The following is a 16,492-nucleotide window of genomic DNA, read 5'->3' as shown; positions in this document are numbered from 1 at the left end:
CACCGATGACGCCACTCGACGCCAAGCGCCCGCTGCAGCTCAACGACCAGGGCCAGCTGCGCCACTTCCTCTCGCTGGACGGCCTGCCCCGCGAGCTGCTGACGGAAATCCTCGACACCGCCGACTCGTTCCTCGAAGTCGGTGCCCGCGCGGTGAAGAAAGTCCCGCTGTTGCGTGGCAAGACGGTGTGCAACGTGTTCTTCGAGAACTCCACACGCACGCGCACCACCTTCGAACTGGCCGCCCAGCGGCTGTCGGCCGATGTCATCAGCCTGAATGTGTCGACCTCATCGACCAGCAAGGGCGAGACGCTGTTCGACACCCTGCGCAACCTCGAAGCGATGGCCGCCGACATGTTCGTCGTGCGCCACTCCGACTCGGGCGCCGCGCACTTCATCGCCGAGCACGTGTGCCCGGAGGTGGCGGTGATCAACGGCGGTGACGGCCGCCACGCCCACCCGACCCAGGGCATGCTCGACATGCTCACCATCCGCCGCCACAAGGGCAGCTTCGAGAACCTCTCGGTGGCCATCGTCGGCGACATTCTGCACTCGCGTGTGGCACGTTCCGACATGCTCGCGCTCAAGGCCCTGGGCTGCCCGGACATCCGCGTGATCGGCCCGAAAACCCTCATCCCCGTGGGTATCGAGCAATACGGCGTGAAGGTCTACACCGACCTCAGCGAGGGCCTCAAGGACGTCGATGTAGTGATCATGCTGCGCCTGCAGCGTGAGCGCATGGCCGGTGGCCTGCTGCCCAGCGAGGGCGAGTTCTACCGCCTGTTCGGCCTGACCACGGCACGCCTGGCCGGGGCCAAGCCCGATGCCATCGTCATGCACCCAGGGCCGATCAACCGCGGCGTGGAAATCGAGTCGGCGGTGGCCGACGGCAGTCACTCGGTGATTCTCAACCAGGTCACCTACGGCATCGCCGTGCGCATGGCGGTGCTGTCCATGGCCATGAGCGGGCAGAACACACAACGTCAACTCGACCAGGAGAACGCCCTGTGAGCATCAGTATTCTCGGCGCCCGGGTCATCGATCCGCACAGTGGCCTGGATCAGGTCAGCGACCTGCATATCGAAGCAGGCCGGCTCGTCGCCATCGGCGCCGCGCCGGCCGGCTTCACTGCGCAGCGCAGCATCGAGGCCAGCGGCCTGGTGGCCGCGCCTGGCCTGGTCGACCTCAGCGTTGCCCTGCGTGAGCCGGGTTACAGCCGCAAAGGCACCATCGCCAGCGAAACCCGCGCGGCCGTTGCCGGTGGCGTCACCAGCCTGTGCTGCCCGCCGCAGACGCGCCCGGTGCTCGACACCTCGGCGGTGGCCGAGCTGATCCTCGACCGCGCCCGCGATGCTGGCAACGCCAAGGTCTACCCGATCGGCGCGCTGACCCGTGGCCTTGAAGGCGAGCAACTGGCCGAGCTGATTGCCCTGCGCGACACCGGCTGCGTGGCGTTCGGCAATGGTCTGAAGGAAATCGCCAACAACCGCACCCTGGCCCGCGCGCTGGACTACGCAGCGACCTTCGACCTGACCGTGGTGATTCATTCCCAGGACCATGACCTGGCCCAGGGCGGCCTCGCCCACGAAGGCCCGATGGCCAGTTTCCTCGGCCTGCCGGGGATTCCGGAAACCGCCGAAACCGTGGCCCTGGCGCGCAACCTGCTGCTGGTCGAGCAAACCGGCGTGCGCGCGCACTTCAGCCAGATCACCAGCGCCCGTGGCGCCCAACTGATCGCCCAGGCCCAGGCCCGCGGCCTGCCGGTGACCGCAGATGTGGCGCTGTATCAGCTGATTCTCACTGACCAAGCGCTGCGCGACTTCTCCAGCCTCTACCACGTGCAACCGCCGCTGCGCACCGCAGCCGACCGCGACGGCTTGCGTGAGGCGGTGAAGTCCGGCGTGATCCAGGCCATCTCCAGCCACCACCAACCCCACGAGCGCGACGCCAAGCTGGCCCCGTTCGGCGCCACCGAGCCTGGCATCAGCAGCGTCGAGCTGTTGCTGCCGCTGGCCATGACCCTGGTGCAGGACGGCCTGCTCGACCTGCCCACCCTGCTCGCCCGCCTGACCAACGGCCCAGCCCAGGCCCTGCGCCTGCCGGCAGGCACGCTGAACGTCGGCGGCGCCGCCGACCTGGTACTGCTCGACCCCCAAGCCTCCACCGTGGCGGGCGAGCAGTGGTTCTCGCGCGGGTCCAACTGCCCGTTCGTCGGGCACTGTTTGCCGGGAGCGGTGCGCTACACCCTGGTCGATGGGCAGGTTCGGCACGGCGAGTGATCGTAGTTCGAGGGGCTGTCGTGCAGCCCCTCACCCGATATTAATCGAGGTCGACTGCGGTCGTTTTTCGAGCCGTGTGCGCCTGAGAGGCCAAGCACCGAGGCTGCTCAAGCCTATGCTGCCCCAGCCCTCACATCTCCGGCTCACCTGCCGCTTGCCACTTACCGCTCGCCGCTCGCTGCTTGAAATCCCTCCCCCCACCCCCATATCAGTTTCCATCAGGCATTTTCGCCCTCGCTGCATGGAGACGTTCCCTTGACAACCATCGTTTCAGTCCGCCGCCAAGGCAAAGTCGTCATGGCGGGTGACGGCCAGGTTTCCCTCGGCAACACCGTGATGAAAGGCAATGCGAAAAAGGTTCGTCGCCTGTACCACGGCCAGGTCATTGCCGGCTTCGCGGGCGCTACCGCTGATGCCTTCACCTTGTTCGAGCGTTTCGAAGGGCAGTTGGAAAAGCACCAGGGTCATCTGGTGCGCGCTGCCGTGGAGCTTGCCAAGGAGTGGCGCACCGACCGCTCCCTGAGCCGTCTGGAAGCCATGCTGGCGGTCGCCAACAAGGACGCCTCGCTGATCATCACCGGCAATGGGGATGTGGTCGAACCCGAGGACGGCCTGATCGCCATGGGCTCGGGCGGTGCATTCGCTCAGGCTGCGGCCCGCGCCCTGCTGGACAAGACCGATCTCTCGGCCCGGGAAATCGCCGAAACCGCACTGAACATCGCCGGTGACATCTGCGTGTTCACCAACCACAACCTGACCATCGAGGAGCAGGACCTGGCCGAGTGATCAGCTGTTCTGGCGCCCAGCCCCGGTGGCTGGGCTTTTCCACGCTGAAACACCGCATTCCAGGACCATCATTCTTATGTCCATGACCCCCCGCGAGATCGTTCACGAACTCAACCGCCACATCATCGGCCAGGACGACGCCAAGCGCGCCGTGGCCATCGCTCTGCGCAACCGCTGGCGGCGCATGCAACTGCCGACCGAACTGCGCGCCGAAGTGACGCCGAAGAACATCCTCATGATCGGCCCCACCGGTGTCGGCAAGACCGAAATCGCCCGCCGTCTGGCCAAGCTGGCCAATGCGCCGTTCATCAAGGTCGAAGCCACCAAGTTCACTGAAGTCGGCTATGTCGGCCGTGATGTCGAGTCGATCATCCGTGATCTGGCCGATGCCGCGCTGAAGATGCTGCGTGAACAGGAAATCGTCCGCGTGCGTCACCGCGCTGAAGATGCCGCCGAAGACCGCATTCTCGACGCCCTGCTGCCCCAGGCCCGGCCCAGCAGCTTCAGCGAAGAGGCTGCGCCGTCGAGCAGCGATTCCAACACCCGCCAGCTGTTCCGCAAGCGCCTGCGCCAGGGCGAGTTGGACGATAAAGAGATCGACATCGAAGTGGCCGAGTCGGCCGGCGTGGAAATCGCCGCACCGCCGGGCATGGAAGAAATGACCAACCAGTTGCAGAGCCTGTTCGCCAACATGGGCAAGGGCAAGCGCAAGTCGCGCAAGCTCAAGGTCAAGGAAGCGCTGAAGATGGTCCGCGAGGAAGAAGCCAGCCGCCTGGTCAATGAAGAAGAGCTCAAGGCCAAGGCGCTGGAAGCGGTCGAGCAGCACGGCATCGTCTTCATCGACGAAATCGACAAGGTCGCCAAGCGCGGCAACGTCGGCGGCGCCGATGTGTCCCGTGAAGGCGTGCAGCGCGACCTGCTGCCGCTGATCGAAGGCTGCACCGTCAACACCAAGCTGGGCATGGTCAAGACCGACCACATTCTGTTCATCGCCTCGGGCGCCTTCCACCTGAGCAAGCCGAGCGACCTGGTGCCCGAGCTGCAAGGCCGTCTGCCGATCCGCGTGGAACTCAAAGCCCTCACCCCGGAAGACTTCGAGCGCATCCTCAAGGAGCCGCACGCCTCGCTCACCGAGCAGTACCGCGAGCTGCTCAAGACCGAAGGGCTCAATATCGAGTTCGTCGACGAAGGCATCAAGCGCCTGGCCGAGATCGCCTACCAGGTCAACGAGAAGACCGAGAACATCGGTGCTCGGCGCCTGCATACCCTGCTCGAGCGCCTGCTCGAAGAGGTGTCGTTCGACGCCGGCGACCTGGCCAGCGCACACACCGACACCCCGGTGCGCATCGACGCCGAATACGTCAACGGCCACCTCGGCGAGCTGGCGCAGAACGAAGACCTCTCGCGCTACATCCTGTAACGCCAACACTGTCAACGAGGGCCGCTATCGCGGCCCTCGTCGTTTCCGGCGCATGGTCGGTCGCAGCCACGCTTGAATCTCTGGGCGCGAAGCTCGAAGCTTGGCGCATCCGCCTTCAAGAGACACCCGCCATGCCACGCCTGCCCATCGCCATCAACCTGCACAAAGCCTCGAAAACCCTGGCACTGACCTACGCCCCCGGCGAGGTCTACCACTTGCCGGCGGAGTTTCTGCGGGTGCATTCGCCCTCGGCCGAAGTGCAGGGCCATGGCAATCCGATTCTGCAGGTCGGCAAGATCAACGTTGGCCTCGCAGGCCTCGAGCCGGCCGGGCAGTACGCATTGAAGTTGATCTTCGACGACGGCCACGACAGCGGCCTGTTCACCTGGGAATACCTCGAACAGCTGTGCCAGCGCCAGCAGGCGCTGTGGGAAGACTACCTCGAAGCGCTGCGCCTGGCCGGCAAGAGCCGTGACCCGCAGGAGTCGGTGGTCAAGCTGATGCTCTGACACTGCGCCCGGGCAAACCTCGGTCGATCTGCTTGACTGCTTGATTGACCCTGGGCGCCGCGCTGCTCGCCGGCGCTGCGCCGGCCAGGATGGCCGCCGCTACTCGTCCCAAGACAACGGAGCGTCGTCGATGAGTGACCGCAAGCAACCGCCGCCTGGGCGATCTTTGCCAGGCATGACGCCAATCCTCGGCCTCGCCGGCAAGGACCTGCTCAGCACCGCGCGCACGCTGTTGCGCCAACCGCTGCGCCAGCCGCTGCACAGCTTGAAGCATGCCGCGCAGCTCGGCCAGGCGCTCAAGCAGGTGCTGGCCGGCCATTCACCGTTGCAGCCAGCCCGCGACGACCGCCGTTTCAACGACCCGACCTGGCGAGACAACCCGCTGTACCAGCGCTCTGTGCAAGGCTATCTGGCCTGGCGCGATGAGCTGCAGGCCTGGATCGCCGGCAGCGACCTGTCGGCCGAGGACATCAGCCGCGGCCAGTTTCTCATCGGCCAGTTGACCGACGCCCTGGCACCGAGCAACAGCCCGGCCAATCCGGCAGCGCTCAAGCGCGCCTTCGAAACCGGCGGCAAGAGCCTGCTCGACGGCCTGGCCAATCTGATCCGGGACCTCACCGAAAACGGCGGTATGCCCCGCCAGGTCGACCCCGACGCCTTCACGGTGGGCAAGGATGTCGCCGCCAGCGAGGGCGCGGTGGTGTTTCGCAATGAGCTGCTGGAGCTGATCCAGTACCGCCCGCTGACCGCTCAGGTGCATGCCCGGCCGCTGCTGGTGGTGCCGCCGCAGATCAACAAGTTCTATGTGTTCGACCTCAACCCGGAAAAAAGCGTGATGCGCTTCTGCCTGCAAGCGCAGCAGCAGACCTTCACCCTCAGCTGGCGCAACCCCACCAAGGCGCAACGCGAGTGGGGACTGTCGAGCTACATAGAGGCGCTCAAGCAAGCGGTGGATGCGGTGCTGGCGATTACCGGCAGCGCAGACCTCAACATGCTCGGGGCCTGCTCGGGTGGCATCACCTGCGCGGCGCTGCTGGGCCACTACGCCGCGCTGCAGCAGCACAAGGTGCATTCGCTGACCCTGCTGGTCAGCGTGCTCGACGCCACCCTGGACAATCAACTGGCGCTGTTCATCGACGACCACACCCTGCAGGCGGCCAAGCGCCATTCGTATCAAGCCGGGGTGCTGGAGGGACGCGACATTGCCAGGATCTTCGCCTGGATGCGCCCGAACGATTTGATCTGGAACTACTGGGTCAACAATTACCTGCTCGGCCATGCGCCGCCGGCCTTCGACATTCTGTTCTGGAACAACGACACCACGCGCCTGCCAGCCGCCTTGCATGGCGATCTGATCGAGCTGTTCCGGCACAACCCGCTGACCCGCGCCGGCGCACTGGAGGTGTGCGGTACGCCGGTCGATCTGCGCCAGGTGCGCTGCGATGTCTACAGCGTCGCCGGCAGCGCCGACCACATCACCCCGTGGCCTGCGTGCTACCGCTCGGCGCATCTGTTCGGCGGGCAGGTGCAGTTCGTGCTGTCCAACAGCGGCCATGTCCAGAGCATCCTCAACCCGCCAGGCAATCCCAAGGCACGCTTCCAGACCAGCACCGAGCAGCATGACGACCCGGCGAACTGGCGCGAGCACGCCGGCACGCACGCCGATTCCTGGTGGCTGCACTGGCAGCGCTGGCTGGCCGAGCGGGCCGGCGTGCTACAGGACGCGCCGACGCTGCTCGGCAGCCAAGACCACCCCGCCATCGAGCCGGCGCCTGGCCGTTATGTTCATCAACGTTGAGCCCGCGCAGCGCCGCGTTTAGCGGCACCGGGGTAGCGGTTCCACTCACTTGGGAGAGCGCATGTCTGAGTCCTATCGGTCGAAAACCCTGCAGTTGGACCAGCAGTCGATCCACACCCTGGTGCGTCCCGGCCAGGGTCAACTGACGCCGCTGCTGATCTGCAACGGCATTGGCGCCAACCTGGAATTGCTGCTGCCCTTCATCGAGGCGCTGGACCCTGAAGTGGAGGTGATCGCCTTCGATGTACCCGGGGTTGGCGGCTCGTCGACGCCGCGCACGCCGTACCGGTTCAGCGGGCTGGCGAGCCTGGTGGCGCGCATGCTCGATGCCTTAGGCTACGGCCAGGTGAATGTCCTCGGGGTGTCGTGGGGCGGCGCGCTGGCGCAGCAGTTCGCCCACGATTTTCCCGCGCGCTGCCGCAAGCTGATCCTTGCCGCCACCGCTGCGGGCGGGCCGATGTTGCCGGGCACGCCGAAGGTGCTGTGGGCGATGGCCAGTCGCCGCCGTTACAACGACCCCGACTATGTGATGCGCGTCGCGCCGCAGGTGTATGGCGGCTCGTTCCGTCAGCACCCGGAACAGGCACTGGAATTTGCCGCCAAGGCGCGCTCGGGCAGCAAGCTGGGCTATTACTGGCAGCTGTTCGCAGGGCTGGGCTGGACCAGCTTGCACTGGCTGCACAGGCTGCGCCAGCCGACTCTGGTGCTGGCAGGCGATGACGATCCGCTGATTCCGCTACTGAACATGCGCCTGCTGGCCTGGCGCATCCCCCATGCCGAGCTGCAGATCATCGACGATGGGCACCTGTTGCTGATCACCCGCGCCGAAACCGTGGCGCCGAAGGTAATGGCATTTCTGCGCGAGGAGCGCCAGCCGGCGGTAATCCACCCCCGGCCGGCAGACGCCTGAAGCGCTGGCGAGTCAGGCCAGCGCCTTGTCCAGCGCCCGCTCGATCTCGCCCTCGATGGTGCCGCTCATCATCGACAGCATCATGCCCAGCTTGAGCTCGACGCGAATCAGTTCATCACCGATGTGCACGCTGCCCTTGGCACCACTGCGGGCGATGTCGACCCGATCACCGTCCCAGTTCGCTTCCAGGTCGTACTTCTGGCTGAGCTTGTCGACCAGGGTCTGGGCCTTGGCGCGGGCCGCTTCACGGCCGAGGTTGTGTTTGCGTTCAACGCTGATCTGGGTCATGCAACCGATCCTGACGATAAGACATGCTGAGCATTATGCCCGCCCCTGCCAGACGGCACACCCTGCCAAGACAAATCCGCCGGTTCACTCCAGGGGCTGTTCCCGTTTCATCACAACCGCGCCGACGCCTGTTTTTCCGCCGTTTCGAGTTCAAGACTCGAACGCTTCATACGAAAAAACAGGCACGGCCCTTCGGGTTACGCGCCGAATCGCGCCACCCCGCGTTGAAGGACTTGAAAAGGGAATGACCCTCTCCTGCGTCCTTCGCCTCGGCTGGCACGATTTGGCGCTGTAACGCGGTTTGTGCTGAAACGGGAACAGCCCCTAGAATGGCGGTACTTTTTCCCCGGTGAAGCGATATGAACGACCAGCGCAAAGGCGACCACGCCGAACCCACCACCCATTTCGGCTACAGCGACGTTCCAGAGAGCCAGAAGGCCCGCAAGGTCGCCGAGGTCTTCCACTCCGTCGCCGCCAAGTACGACCTGATGAACGACGTCCTGTCCGGTGGCATGCACCGGCTGTGGAAGCGCTTCACCATCGAACTGTCCGGGGTGCGCAGCGGCAACCGCGTGCTGGATATCGCAGGCGGCACCGGTGATCTGGCGGCCAAGTTCTCGCGCCTGGTCGGCCCGACCGGCCAGGTGGTGCTGGCCGACATCAACGAGTCGATGCTCAAGGTCGGGCGTGACCGTCTGCTCGACCGCGGCGTGGCCGGCAACATCGAGTTCGTCCAGGCCGACGCAGAAAAACTGCCCTTCCCCGACAACCACTTCGATTGCGTGACTATCGCCTTCGGTCTGCGCAACGTCACCCACAAGGACGCCGCCATCAGCTCCATGCTGCGTGTGCTCAAGCCAGGTGGGCGCCTGCTGGTGCTGGAGTTCTCCAAGCCGACCAACAAGCTGATGTCCAGGGCCTACGACGCCTATTCGTTCGCCTTCATGCCGCTGGCCGGCAAGCTGATCACCAACGACTCGGAAAGCTACCGCTACCTGGCCGAGTCGATCCGCATGCACCCCGACCAGGAAACCCTCAAGAGCATGATGGTCGAGGCCGGTTTCGACCGCGTCACCTACCACAACATGACCAGCGGCATCGTCGCCGTGCACCGGGGGATCAAACCCTGATGCTGCTGGCCGGGGTGCTCGCCAGCGTCGAGCATGGCCTGAACCGGGTGCTGCGCATGGACAGCACGGCCTTGCCGCGCCTGGCCGCGCTGGAAGGCAAGGTGATCGCCATCGACTGCGTGCAACCGGCGCTGCGTGTGTACATCCTGCCCGACGAAGACGGCCTGATGCTCGCTGGCCACTGGGAAGGCGATGTGCACTGCACCCTGCGCGCCCCGGCCAGCCACCTGGCTCGCCTGGCCCTGGCCCGCGACAAGACGGCCGTGCTGCATGCCCCGCAGGTGCAGTTGCATGGCGACAGCGCCGCCCTGCTCGACCTGGTCGGCGTTCTGCAGAATCTGGAGCTTGACTGGGAATACGAGCTGTCGCGCTGGCTCGGCCCGGTCGCCACTTCGCTGCTGGCCGGCCACCTGCGCCTGCGCGCACGCTGGACTCGCGAAGGCCTGGCGCGCTTCAGTCAGAACCTGTCCGAGTACCTGGCCGAAGAGTCGCGCACCCTGGTGGGCAAGCGTGAAGCTGAAGCGGCGTTCAGCGAGCTCGACGCGCTGAAGGTCGATATCGAACGTCTCGAGGCGCGCATCCGTCGCCTTTCCCAGTCCCTTGATGCCAGCGATAACGCATGAAGCTGCTTGCCGTCCGCCGTCTGTTCCGTATTCAGCGAGTGGTGATCCGCTACCGTCTCGATGACCTGCTGTTCGCCATGCCGCTGCCCTGGTGGCTGATGAGCCTGCGCCTGCTGATGCCCTGGCGCTGGCTGCCGCGCAAAGCCCAGGAAGCGTCACGCGGGGCGCGTCTGCGCATGGCCCTGCAAGACCTCGGGCCGATCTTCATCAAGTTCGGCCAACTGTTGTCGACCCGTCGCGACCTGCTGCCGGCCGACGTCGCCGACGAACTGATGCTGCTGCAGGACCGCGTGCCGCCGTTCGATCCGAAACGCGCAGTGGAGCTTATCGAGGCTCAGTTGGGGGCCAAGGTCAGCGAGGTGTTCAGCCGCTTCGACGTCGAGCCACTGGCCTCGGCCTCGGTGGCCCAGGTGCACGCTGCCAAGCTCAAGAGCGGCGAAGAAGTGGTGGTCAAGGTGGTGCGTCCGGGCTTGAAGCCGGTCATCGCCCAAGACCTGGCCTGGCTGTTCCTCATCGCCAAGGCCGCCGAGCGGCTGTCGGCCGATGCCCGGCGCCTGCACCCGGTCGAGGTGGTCGGCGACTACGAAAAGACCATCTACGACGAGCTCGACCTACTCCGCGAAGCGGCCAACTCGAGCCAGTTGCGCCGCAACTTCGAAGGTTCGGAACTGATGTACGTGCCCCAGGTGTACTGGGACTACTGCCGGCCCAAGGTGCTGGTGATGGAGCGCATCTACGGCGTGCCGGTCACCGACATGGCGACCCTGGCCGACCAGCGCACCGACATGAAGCTGCTCGCCGAACGAGGCGTGGAAGTGTTCTTCACCCAGGTGTTCCGTGACAGCTTCTTCCACGCCGACATGCACCCCGGCAACATCTTCGTCAGCACGGTCAACCCGTGGAGCCCGAAGTACATCGCCATCGACTGCGGCATCGTCGGCAGCCTCACCGACGAAGACCAGGACTATCTCGCGCGCAACCTGATCGCCTTCTTCAAGCGCGACTACCGCCGCGTGGCGCAGTTGCACATCGATTCGGGCTGGGTGCCGGCGCATACCAAGGTCAACGAATTCGAAGCGGCGATTCGCACCGTGTGCGAGCCGATCTTCGAAAAGCCGCTCAAGGACATCTCTTTCGGCCAGGTGCTGATGCGCCTGTTCCAGACTGCGCGGCGCTTCAACATGGAAGTGCAGCCGCAACTGGTGCTGCTGCAAAAGACCCTGCTCAACATCGAAGGCCTGGGGCGCCAGCTGTACCCGGACCTCGACCTGTGGAGCACCGCCAAGCCCTACCTGGAACGCTGGATGCGCGAGCGCATGAGCCCCAAGGCGGTGCTGAGCAACATTCACAGCCAGGTCGAGCAACTGCCGCACCTGGCCGACATGACCCGTGACCTGCTCGAACGCCTGTCGCAACCGCACCTGGACGACCCGCGCCTGCCGCGCCAGCGCCAGGACGACCACTGGGCGTTGCGTCTGCTCGGAGCCGGCCTGCTCGGCGGCGGCGCCACGCTGGCCGCCGGTGCCGCCAGCCTCACCGCGCCGGCAGTGTGGCCGGCCTACCTGATGCTGGCCGCGGGGCTGTACCTGATCGTGCGTCGATAGCCACACCTGGCCACGGCTGGCACACTAGCGCACCTGGTTCGGCACTGACGCGGGCCTGGTTCTGGAGCGAAACATGAAAGACTGGCTGGACGAGATCAACTGGAACAGCGACGGCCTGGTACCGGCCATCGCCCAGGATCACAAGACGGGCCGCGTGCTGATGATGGCCTGGATGAACCGCGAGGCCCTGGCGCTGACTGCCGCCGAGCAGCGCGCCATCTATTGGTCGCGCTCGCGTGGCAAGCTGTGGCGCAAGGGCGAGGAGTCCGGGCATGTGCAGAAGCTGCATGAAATGCGCCTGGACTGCGACGCCGACGTGATCATCCTGATGGTCGAGCAGCTCGGCGACATCGCCTGCCACACCGGCCGCCAGAGCTGTTTCTACCGGGTGCACGAAGAGGGCCAGTGGCGCACGGTCGACCCGGTCATCAAGGACCCGAACGCCATCTACAGCGCAGGACACTGACATGAGTGACACCCTCACCCGCCTGGCCGAAGTGCTCGAAGCGCGCAAGCATGCCGCACCCGACAGCTCGTACGTGGCCAGCCTGCACCACAAGGGCCTGAACAAGATTCTGGAAAAGCTCGGCGAAGAATCGGTGGAAACCATCATCGCCGCCAAGGACGCCGCCCTCAGCCACGACTGCAGCGACGTCATCTACGAAACCGCCGACCTGTGGTTCCACAGCCTGGTCATGCTCAGCGCCCTGGGCCAGCACCCTCAGGCGGTGCTCGATGAGCTGGAGCGGCGTTTCGGCCTTTCCGGCCACGATGAAAAGGCCGCCCGGCAACCGTCGGCCTGAGTGCTGGCGGCCAGCGGGTACTGAACCACACGGCGCGGGTTGCGTGCCGTGAGTCGTTGAACAATCGATACGCCTGTCTCTGGAGTACGCAATGGGTATTTTTGACTGGAAACACTGGATCGTCCTCTTGGTGGTGGTGGTGCTGGTATTCGGTACCAAGAAGCTGAAGAACCTCGGCAGCGATCTGGGTGAATCGATCAAGGGCTTTCGCAAGGCCATGAGCGACGAAGAAGCCAAGCCGGCCGAGCCGACCACGCCACCGCCTGCGCCTCCCGTGCAGCCGGTACAGACCGCCCAGCCCGTGCCACCGGCCCAGCCACAGGCACCGCTCACCCCGGGCCACACCCTCGAGGGCCAGGCCACGCCGGTCCAAGAGCCGCAGCGGAAAGACTGACCCATGTTCGGCATCAGCTTCGGCGAACTTCTGCTGGTGGGCCTGGTGGCCCTGCTGGTCCTCGGCCCCGAGCGCCTGCCGGGCGCCGCGCGCACCGCAGGCCTCTGGGTCGGCCGGCTCAAGCGCAGCTTCAACAGCATCAAGATGGAAGTGGAGCGGGAAATCGGCGCTGACGAAATCCGTCGGCAGTTGCATAACGAGCACATCCTCTCGATGGAAGAAGAAGCCCGGCGCCTGCTCGACCCCAAGACTCAGGCATCCACCGCGCCAGCGCCAGCCGATGCGCCACCTGCGGCGCCTGCCGATGCCACCCCTGCGCCTGCCGAGCCGCCAGCAGCGGTAGCTACCCCGAGCGCCGCCACGCCTTCGACCCCTTCTGAACCGCCACAGCCGCCGCGAGCCCCATGAGCGAACTTCCCGATCACGACCAGCCCATGCCGCTGGTGTCGCACCTGACCGAACTGCGCACGCGCCTGCTCCGCTGCGTCGCGGTGATCTTCGCCATCTTCATCGGCCTGTTCTCGTTCGCCCAGCAGATCTACACCCTGGTCTCGGCCCCGCTGCGTGACCATCTGCCGGCCAACGCGACGATGATCGCCACCGACGTCGCCTCGCCGTTCCTCACCCCGTTCAAGCTGACCATGATCGTCTCGCTGTTCCTGGCGATGCCGTTCATTCTGCAGCAGGTCTGGGGCTTCATCGCGCCGGGGCTGTACCGCCATGAAAAGCGCGTGGCGATTCCGCTGTTGGTGTCGAGCATCGTGCTGTTCTACGCCGGCATGGCCTTCGCCTACTTCCTGGTCTTCCCACTGATCTTCGGCTTCTTCGCCGCCGCTACCCCCGAAGGCGTGTCGATGATGACCGACATCGCCAACTACCTCGATTTCGTCATGACGCTGTTCTTCGCCTTCGGCGTGGCCTTCGAGATTCCGGTGGCCGTGGTGCTGCTGGTGTGGATCGGCATCGTCGATGTGAAGTACCTGAAGAAGATCCGTCCCTACGTGATCATCGGCTGCTTCGTGGTCGGCATGGTACTGACTCCGCCAGACATCTTCTCGCAGACCCTGCTCGCCGTGCCGATGTGGTTGCTGTTCGAAGTCGGGGTGCTGTTCGGCAGCCTGATCCGCAAGCGTCGCCAGGAAGACGACGTCGCCGACGATGCACCCAACCCGCCGCCAGCGTCGCAACCGTGAACCTGCTGCTGCTCGAAGAGGCCGACTTCGTTGCGCCCGACCGCGTGGTGCTGAGCGACCGACGCCTGACCCACATGCAGGAGATTCACCGCGCCGAAGTCGGTGACAACCTGCGCGTGGGGCGCATCGGCGGGCTGATGGGCAGCGCCACGCTGCTGCGCCTGGACGCAGGCGAGGCCGAGTTGCAGGTGCGTTTCGAACACGCGCCGCCAGCCAAGCTGCCGCTGACCCTGGTGCTGGCCGTGCCGCGGCCGAAAATGCTCCGCCGGTTGTTTCAGACCGTCGCCACCCTGGGGGTGCCGCGGCTGATCCTGCTCAACAGCTACAAGGTGGAAAAGAGCTTCTGGCAAACGCCCTTCCTGCAACCGGCGAGCATCCGCGAGAACCTAATCCTGGGCCTTGAGCAGGCACGTGACACGGTGCTGCCCGAGGTGATCATCGAGAAACGCTTCAAGCCCTTCGTCGAAGACCGCCTGCCGGCCATCGCCGCCGGCACCCTCGGCCTGGTCGGCCACCCCGGCAACTACCCCGCCTGCCCCCGCGGGGTGAGCGAACCGGTGACCTTGGCGATTGGCCCGGAAGGTGGCTGGATTCCCTATGAAGTCGAGCTGCTGGGCAAGGCCGGGCTCAACCCGGTGCAGTTGGGCGAGCGCATCTTGCGGGTCGAAACGGCTGTAACGGCGCTGCTCTCACGCCTTTTCTGAACGACCGTTCAGCACTCGGTCATAAAGTTTACCTCCCTAACGCCGATGACCTCGTCAGTAGCAAGGACAGGCGGCCATCACCAGGGAGGTACCGACCATGAACCGCGGTTTCAGTCATTTTCTCAGCAATATCAGCGTCAATTTCAAGCTGGCCCTGGGCTTCGGCCTGGTCCTGCTGCTGACGCTGGCCATCACCATCACCGGCTGGAGCGGTCTGGCCAGTGTTATCGAACGCGGCGACAAGCTGGGCAACCTCTCGCAGGTGCTGCAACTGACCCAGGACCTGCGCATCGCCCGCCAGCAGTACCAACGCAAGAACAACGAAGACGCCATCACCCAGATGGACAAGACCCTCGACGAGCTGGAACGCCAGTTGCAGTCGGTGGCCGAGCGGCTGGCGGTGCCCGGTGATCTACAGCGGGTCGAGCAGCAGCACGAAGCCGTGCGCCAGTACCGACTCGCCTTCACCCAGCTCAAGGACGCCGCACAACAGCGCGACAGCAGCCGCAAACGCCTGGGCGACAGTGCCGATCAGGCCGCCGACTTGCTCGCCAGCCTCGAACAGCGCCTGCAACAGAACGGCAGCATCAGCCAGTACGCCAGCGCCGTCATGGCCGGCCAGGAACTGCAACGGGCGCGCTTCGAAGTGCGCGGCTACACCTACAGCGGTGAAGCCGAGCGGCAACAGACCGCGCTGGCGGCCATCGACAAGGCTATCAGCGAACTCACCGCAGCCACTGCGCAGTTGCCGGCCGAGTACGCCACTGCCCTGCAAGCCGCTCGCCAGGCCTTGAACGGCTACCGCGAGGCGGTGAACCAGGTCGCTGCCGCGCAGACTGCCAGCGAAAATGCCTTGCAGCACATGGCCGAGCAGGGTCAGGTGATGTTCGAGAACAGCAAGGTGCTCACCACCACCCAGACCGAGGCCCGCGACCACGACGCTCGCCAGGCGCAGATCATGCTGGCCGGCGCCACCCTGGTGGCGATCGTGCTGGGCATTCTTGCGGCCTGGGCCATCACCCGGCAGATCATCGTGCCACTGCGCCAGACCCTCGATGCGGCCGAGCGGGTGGCCAATGGCGACCTCAGCCAGACCTTGCAGGTCGACCGCCGCGATGAGCTCGGCCAGTTGCAGGCCAGCATGCAGCACATGACCCAGGGCCTGCGTCAGTTGATCGGTGGCATCGGCGACGGCGTCACGCAGATCGCCAGCGCCGCCGAGGAACTGTCGGCGGTGACCGGGCAAACCAGCGCGGGGGTCAACAGCCAGAAGGTCGAGACCGATCAGGTGGCCACCGCCATGAATGAAATGGCCGCCACCGTGCAGGAAGTGGCACGCAACGCCGAGCAGGCCTCCGAGGCGGCGCTGATGGCCGATCAGCAGGCGCGGCAAGGCGATCAGGTGGTCGGCGAAGCCATCGCGCAGATCGAGCGGCTTGCCAGCGAAGTGCTCAACTCCAGCGAGGCGATGAACGAACTCAAGAGCGAGAGCGAGAAGATCGGCAGCGTGCTGGATGTGATCAAGTCGGTCGCCCAGCAAACCAACCTGCTGGCGCTCAACGCCGCCATCGAAGCGGCCCGTGCCGGTGAGGCCGGGCGAGGCTTTGCCGTGGTCGCCGATGAAGTGCGCAGCCTGGCCCAGCGCACCCAGCAGTCCACCGAGGAGATCGAAGAGCTGATCGCCAGCCTGCAGCACGGCACGCAGCGTGTGGCGGGAGTGATGGACGCCAGCCGCGGCCTGACCGACAGCAGCGTCGAGCTGACCCGGCGTGCCGGCGGCTCGCTGGAGACCATCACCCGCACCGTGTCGTCGATTCAGGCCATGAACCAGCAGATCGCCACCGCGGCAGAACAGCAGAGCGCAGTGGCCGAAGAGATCAACCGCAGCGTGATGAACGTGCGCGACATCTCTGACCAGACCGCCGCAGCCAGCGAGCAGACCGCCAGTTCAAGCGTCGAACTGGCGCGCCTGGGTTCGCATTTGCAGGGGCTGGTGGCGCGTTTCCGGCTTTAAGTCGCACACCGGGCTGCGTGGGCAGCCCGGTGGTGCCT

At 65.5% G+C, this 16,492-nt stretch carries 18 protein-coding genes and 1 pseudogene; 18 read left to right on the top strand and 1 reads right to left on the bottom strand.

From position 1 onward, the window contains the following. Positions 1 to 5: 5 nt before the first annotated feature. The 7 genes from H618_RS0102350 to phaZ all read left to right on the top strand — a co-directional run bounded on the left by H618_RS0102350 (position 6) and on the right by phaZ (position 7,701). On the top strand, positions 6 to 1,010 hold the full coding sequence (locus tag H618_RS0102350; protein WP_028693535.1) for an aspartate carbamoyltransferase catalytic subunit: 1,005 nt from the start codon (positions 6 to 8) through the stop codon (positions 1,008 to 1,010). Further along, complete coding sequence (locus tag H618_RS0102345; RefSeq protein ID WP_028693534.1) at positions 1,007 to 2,278, top strand: dihydroorotase; 1,272 nt, start codon at positions 1,007 to 1,009, stop codon at positions 2,276 to 2,278. Before H618_RS0102350 ends, H618_RS0102345 begins: the two co-directional genes overlap by 4 nt. Positions 2,279 to 2,533: 255 nt before the next feature. Next, positions 2,534 to 3,064, top strand: coding sequence for an ATP-dependent protease subunit HslV (hslV, locus tag H618_RS0102340; protein ID WP_028693533.1), 531 nt, complete (start codon positions 2,534 to 2,536; stop codon positions 3,062 to 3,064). Between the two features lie 76 nt (positions 3,065 to 3,140). Then, the gene (hslU, locus tag H618_RS0102335) at positions 3,141 to 4,484 is read left to right on the top strand and encodes an ATP-dependent protease ATPase subunit HslU (RefSeq protein ID WP_028693532.1); all 1,344 of its coding nucleotides are present in this window, start codon (positions 3,141 to 3,143) and stop codon (positions 4,482 to 4,484) included. 131 nt (positions 4,485 to 4,615) lie between these two features. Next, the gene (locus H618_RS0102330) at positions 4,616 to 4,993 is read left to right on the top strand and encodes a gamma-butyrobetaine hydroxylase family protein (RefSeq protein WP_028693531.1); all 378 of its coding nucleotides are present in this window, start codon (positions 4,616 to 4,618) and stop codon (positions 4,991 to 4,993) included. 130 nt (positions 4,994 to 5,123) lie between these two features. Continuing rightward, positions 5,124 to 6,791: a class II poly(R)-hydroxyalkanoic acid synthase gene (gene phaC, locus H618_RS0102325; RefSeq protein ID WP_028693530.1), complete on the top strand. Its 1,668-nt coding sequence runs from the start codon at positions 5,124 to 5,126 to the stop codon at positions 6,789 to 6,791. A 61-nt stretch (positions 6,792 to 6,852) separates the two neighbouring features. Continuing rightward, the gene (phaZ, locus tag H618_RS0102320; RefSeq protein ID WP_028693529.1) at positions 6,853 to 7,701 is read left to right on the top strand and encodes a poly(3-hydroxyalkanoate) depolymerase; all 849 of its coding nucleotides are present in this window, start codon (positions 6,853 to 6,855) and stop codon (positions 7,699 to 7,701) included. 12 nt (positions 7,702 to 7,713) lie between these two features. Here phaZ and H618_RS0102315 read toward each other — a convergent pair whose 3' ends face one another. Further along, positions 7,714 to 7,989, bottom strand: a complete 276-nt coding sequence (locus H618_RS0102315; protein WP_028693528.1) for a polyhydroxyalkanoic acid system family protein — start codon at positions 7,987 to 7,989, stop codon at positions 7,714 to 7,716. A 359-nt stretch (positions 7,990 to 8,348) separates the two neighbouring features. On the opposite strand from H618_RS0102315, the gene ubiE reads away from it, so the two are divergent. The 11 genes and pseudogenes from ubiE (at position 8,349) to H618_RS23350 (ending at position 16,454) form a co-directional block, all read left to right on the top strand. Continuing rightward, positions 8,349 to 9,119: a bifunctional demethylmenaquinone methyltransferase/2-methoxy-6-polyprenyl-1,4-benzoquinol methylase UbiE gene (ubiE, locus tag H618_RS0102310; RefSeq protein WP_028693527.1), complete on the top strand. Its 771-nt coding sequence runs from the start codon at positions 8,349 to 8,351 to the stop codon at positions 9,117 to 9,119. Beyond that, complete coding sequence (locus H618_RS0102305) at positions 9,119 to 9,742, top strand: ubiquinone biosynthesis accessory factor UbiJ (RefSeq protein ID WP_028693526.1); 624 nt, start codon at positions 9,119 to 9,121, stop codon at positions 9,740 to 9,742. The genes ubiE and H618_RS0102305 overlap by 1 nt, the downstream gene beginning before the upstream one ends. Then, entirely contained in the window at positions 9,739 to 11,346 is a 1,608-nt protein-coding gene (ubiB, locus tag H618_RS0102300) for a ubiquinone biosynthesis regulatory protein kinase UbiB (protein WP_028693525.1), read from the top strand. Before H618_RS0102305 ends, ubiB begins: the two co-directional genes overlap by 4 nt. A gap of 73 nt (positions 11,347 to 11,419) precedes the next feature. After that, complete coding sequence (gene hisI, locus H618_RS0102295; protein ID WP_028693524.1) at positions 11,420 to 11,812, top strand: phosphoribosyl-AMP cyclohydrolase; 393 nt, start codon at positions 11,420 to 11,422, stop codon at positions 11,810 to 11,812. Between the two features lies 1 nt (position 11,813). Then, positions 11,814 to 12,149, top strand: a complete 336-nt coding sequence (locus tag H618_RS0102290; RefSeq protein ID WP_028693523.1) for a phosphoribosyl-ATP diphosphatase — start codon at positions 11,814 to 11,816, stop codon at positions 12,147 to 12,149. 91 nt (positions 12,150 to 12,240) lie between these two features. Beyond that, positions 12,241 to 12,543 (top strand): twin-arginine translocase TatA/TatE family subunit, encoded by a 303-nt coding sequence (locus tag H618_RS0102285; protein WP_028693522.1) that lies wholly within the window; start codon positions 12,241 to 12,243, stop codon positions 12,541 to 12,543. 3 nt (positions 12,544 to 12,546) lie between these two features. Then, entirely contained in the window at positions 12,547 to 12,951 is a 405-nt protein-coding gene (gene tatB / locus H618_RS0102280; protein WP_028693521.1) for a Sec-independent protein translocase protein TatB, read from the top strand. Next, positions 12,948 to 13,736 carry a twin-arginine translocase subunit TatC gene (tatC, locus tag H618_RS0102275; RefSeq protein WP_028693520.1) on the top strand — a complete coding sequence of 263 codons (789 nt, stop codon included), beginning with the start codon at positions 12,948 to 12,950 and terminating at the stop codon, positions 13,734 to 13,736. Before tatB ends, tatC begins: the two co-directional genes overlap by 4 nt. Continuing rightward, positions 13,733 to 14,440 (top strand): 16S rRNA (uracil(1498)-N(3))-methyltransferase, encoded by a 708-nt coding sequence (locus tag H618_RS0102270; RefSeq protein ID WP_028693519.1) that lies wholly within the window; start codon positions 13,733 to 13,735, stop codon positions 14,438 to 14,440. The genes tatC and H618_RS0102270 overlap by 4 nt, the downstream gene beginning before the upstream one ends. A 97-nt stretch (positions 14,441 to 14,537) precedes the next feature. Next, a pseudogene (locus H618_RS23355) lies at positions 14,538 to 15,599 on the top strand (methyl-accepting chemotaxis protein); the annotation flags it as partial. After that, positions 15,582 to 16,454 (top strand): methyl-accepting chemotaxis protein, encoded by an 873-nt coding sequence (locus tag H618_RS23350; RefSeq protein ID WP_425414157.1) that lies wholly within the window; start codon positions 15,582 to 15,584, stop codon positions 16,452 to 16,454. The pseudogene H618_RS23355 and the gene H618_RS23350, both read left to right, overlap by 18 nt. The last annotated feature ends 38 nt before the right edge of the window (positions 16,455 to 16,492 follow it).

The sequence above is a fragment of the Pseudomonas cremoricolorata DSM 17059 = NBRC 16634 genome, assembly GCF_000425745.1.
In the GTDB taxonomy this organism is placed as follows: Bacteria; Pseudomonadota; Gammaproteobacteria; order Pseudomonadales; family Pseudomonadaceae; genus Aquipseudomonas; species Aquipseudomonas cremoricolorata.
The sequence above is the reverse complement of the archived record's forward strand: the minus strand, read 5'-3'. Positions and strand labels throughout refer to the sequence as shown.

Coding starts and splice junctions, on each gene's coding strand:
- H618_RS0102350 (WP_028693535.1), top strand. CDS start 6: ATGACGCCACTCGACGCCAAGCGCCCGCTGCAGCTCAACGACCAGGGC.
- hslU (WP_028693532.1), top strand. CDS start 3,141: ATGTCCATGACCCCCCGCGAGATCGTTCACGAACTCAACCGCCACATC.
- H618_RS0102330 (WP_028693531.1), top strand. CDS start 4,616: ATGCCACGCCTGCCCATCGCCATCAACCTGCACAAAGCCTCGAAAACC.
- phaC (WP_028693530.1), top strand. CDS start 5,124: ATGAGTGACCGCAAGCAACCGCCGCCTGGGCGATCTTTGCCAGGCATG.
- phaZ (WP_028693529.1), top strand. CDS start 6,853: ATGTCTGAGTCCTATCGGTCGAAAACCCTGCAGTTGGACCAGCAGTCG.
- H618_RS0102315 (WP_028693528.1), bottom strand. CDS start 7,989: ATGACCCAGATCAGCGTTGAACGCAAACACAACCTCGGCCGTGAAGCG.
- ubiE (WP_028693527.1), top strand. CDS start 8,349: ATGAACGACCAGCGCAAAGGCGACCACGCCGAACCCACCACCCATTTC.
- H618_RS0102305 (WP_028693526.1), top strand. CDS start 9,119: ATGCTGCTGGCCGGGGTGCTCGCCAGCGTCGAGCATGGCCTGAACCGG.
- ubiB (WP_028693525.1), top strand. CDS start 9,739: ATGAAGCTGCTTGCCGTCCGCCGTCTGTTCCGTATTCAGCGAGTGGTG.
- hisI (WP_028693524.1), top strand. CDS start 11,420: ATGAAAGACTGGCTGGACGAGATCAACTGGAACAGCGACGGCCTGGTA.
- H618_RS0102290 (WP_028693523.1), top strand. CDS start 11,814: ATGAGTGACACCCTCACCCGCCTGGCCGAAGTGCTCGAAGCGCGCAAG.
- H618_RS0102285 (WP_028693522.1), top strand. CDS start 12,241: ATGGGTATTTTTGACTGGAAACACTGGATCGTCCTCTTGGTGGTGGTG.
- tatB (WP_028693521.1), top strand. CDS start 12,547: ATGTTCGGCATCAGCTTCGGCGAACTTCTGCTGGTGGGCCTGGTGGCC.
- tatC (WP_028693520.1), top strand. CDS start 12,948: ATGAGCGAACTTCCCGATCACGACCAGCCCATGCCGCTGGTGTCGCAC.
- H618_RS23350 (WP_425414157.1), top strand. CDS start 15,582: ATGCAGCACATGACCCAGGGCCTGCGTCAGTTGATCGGTGGCATCGGC.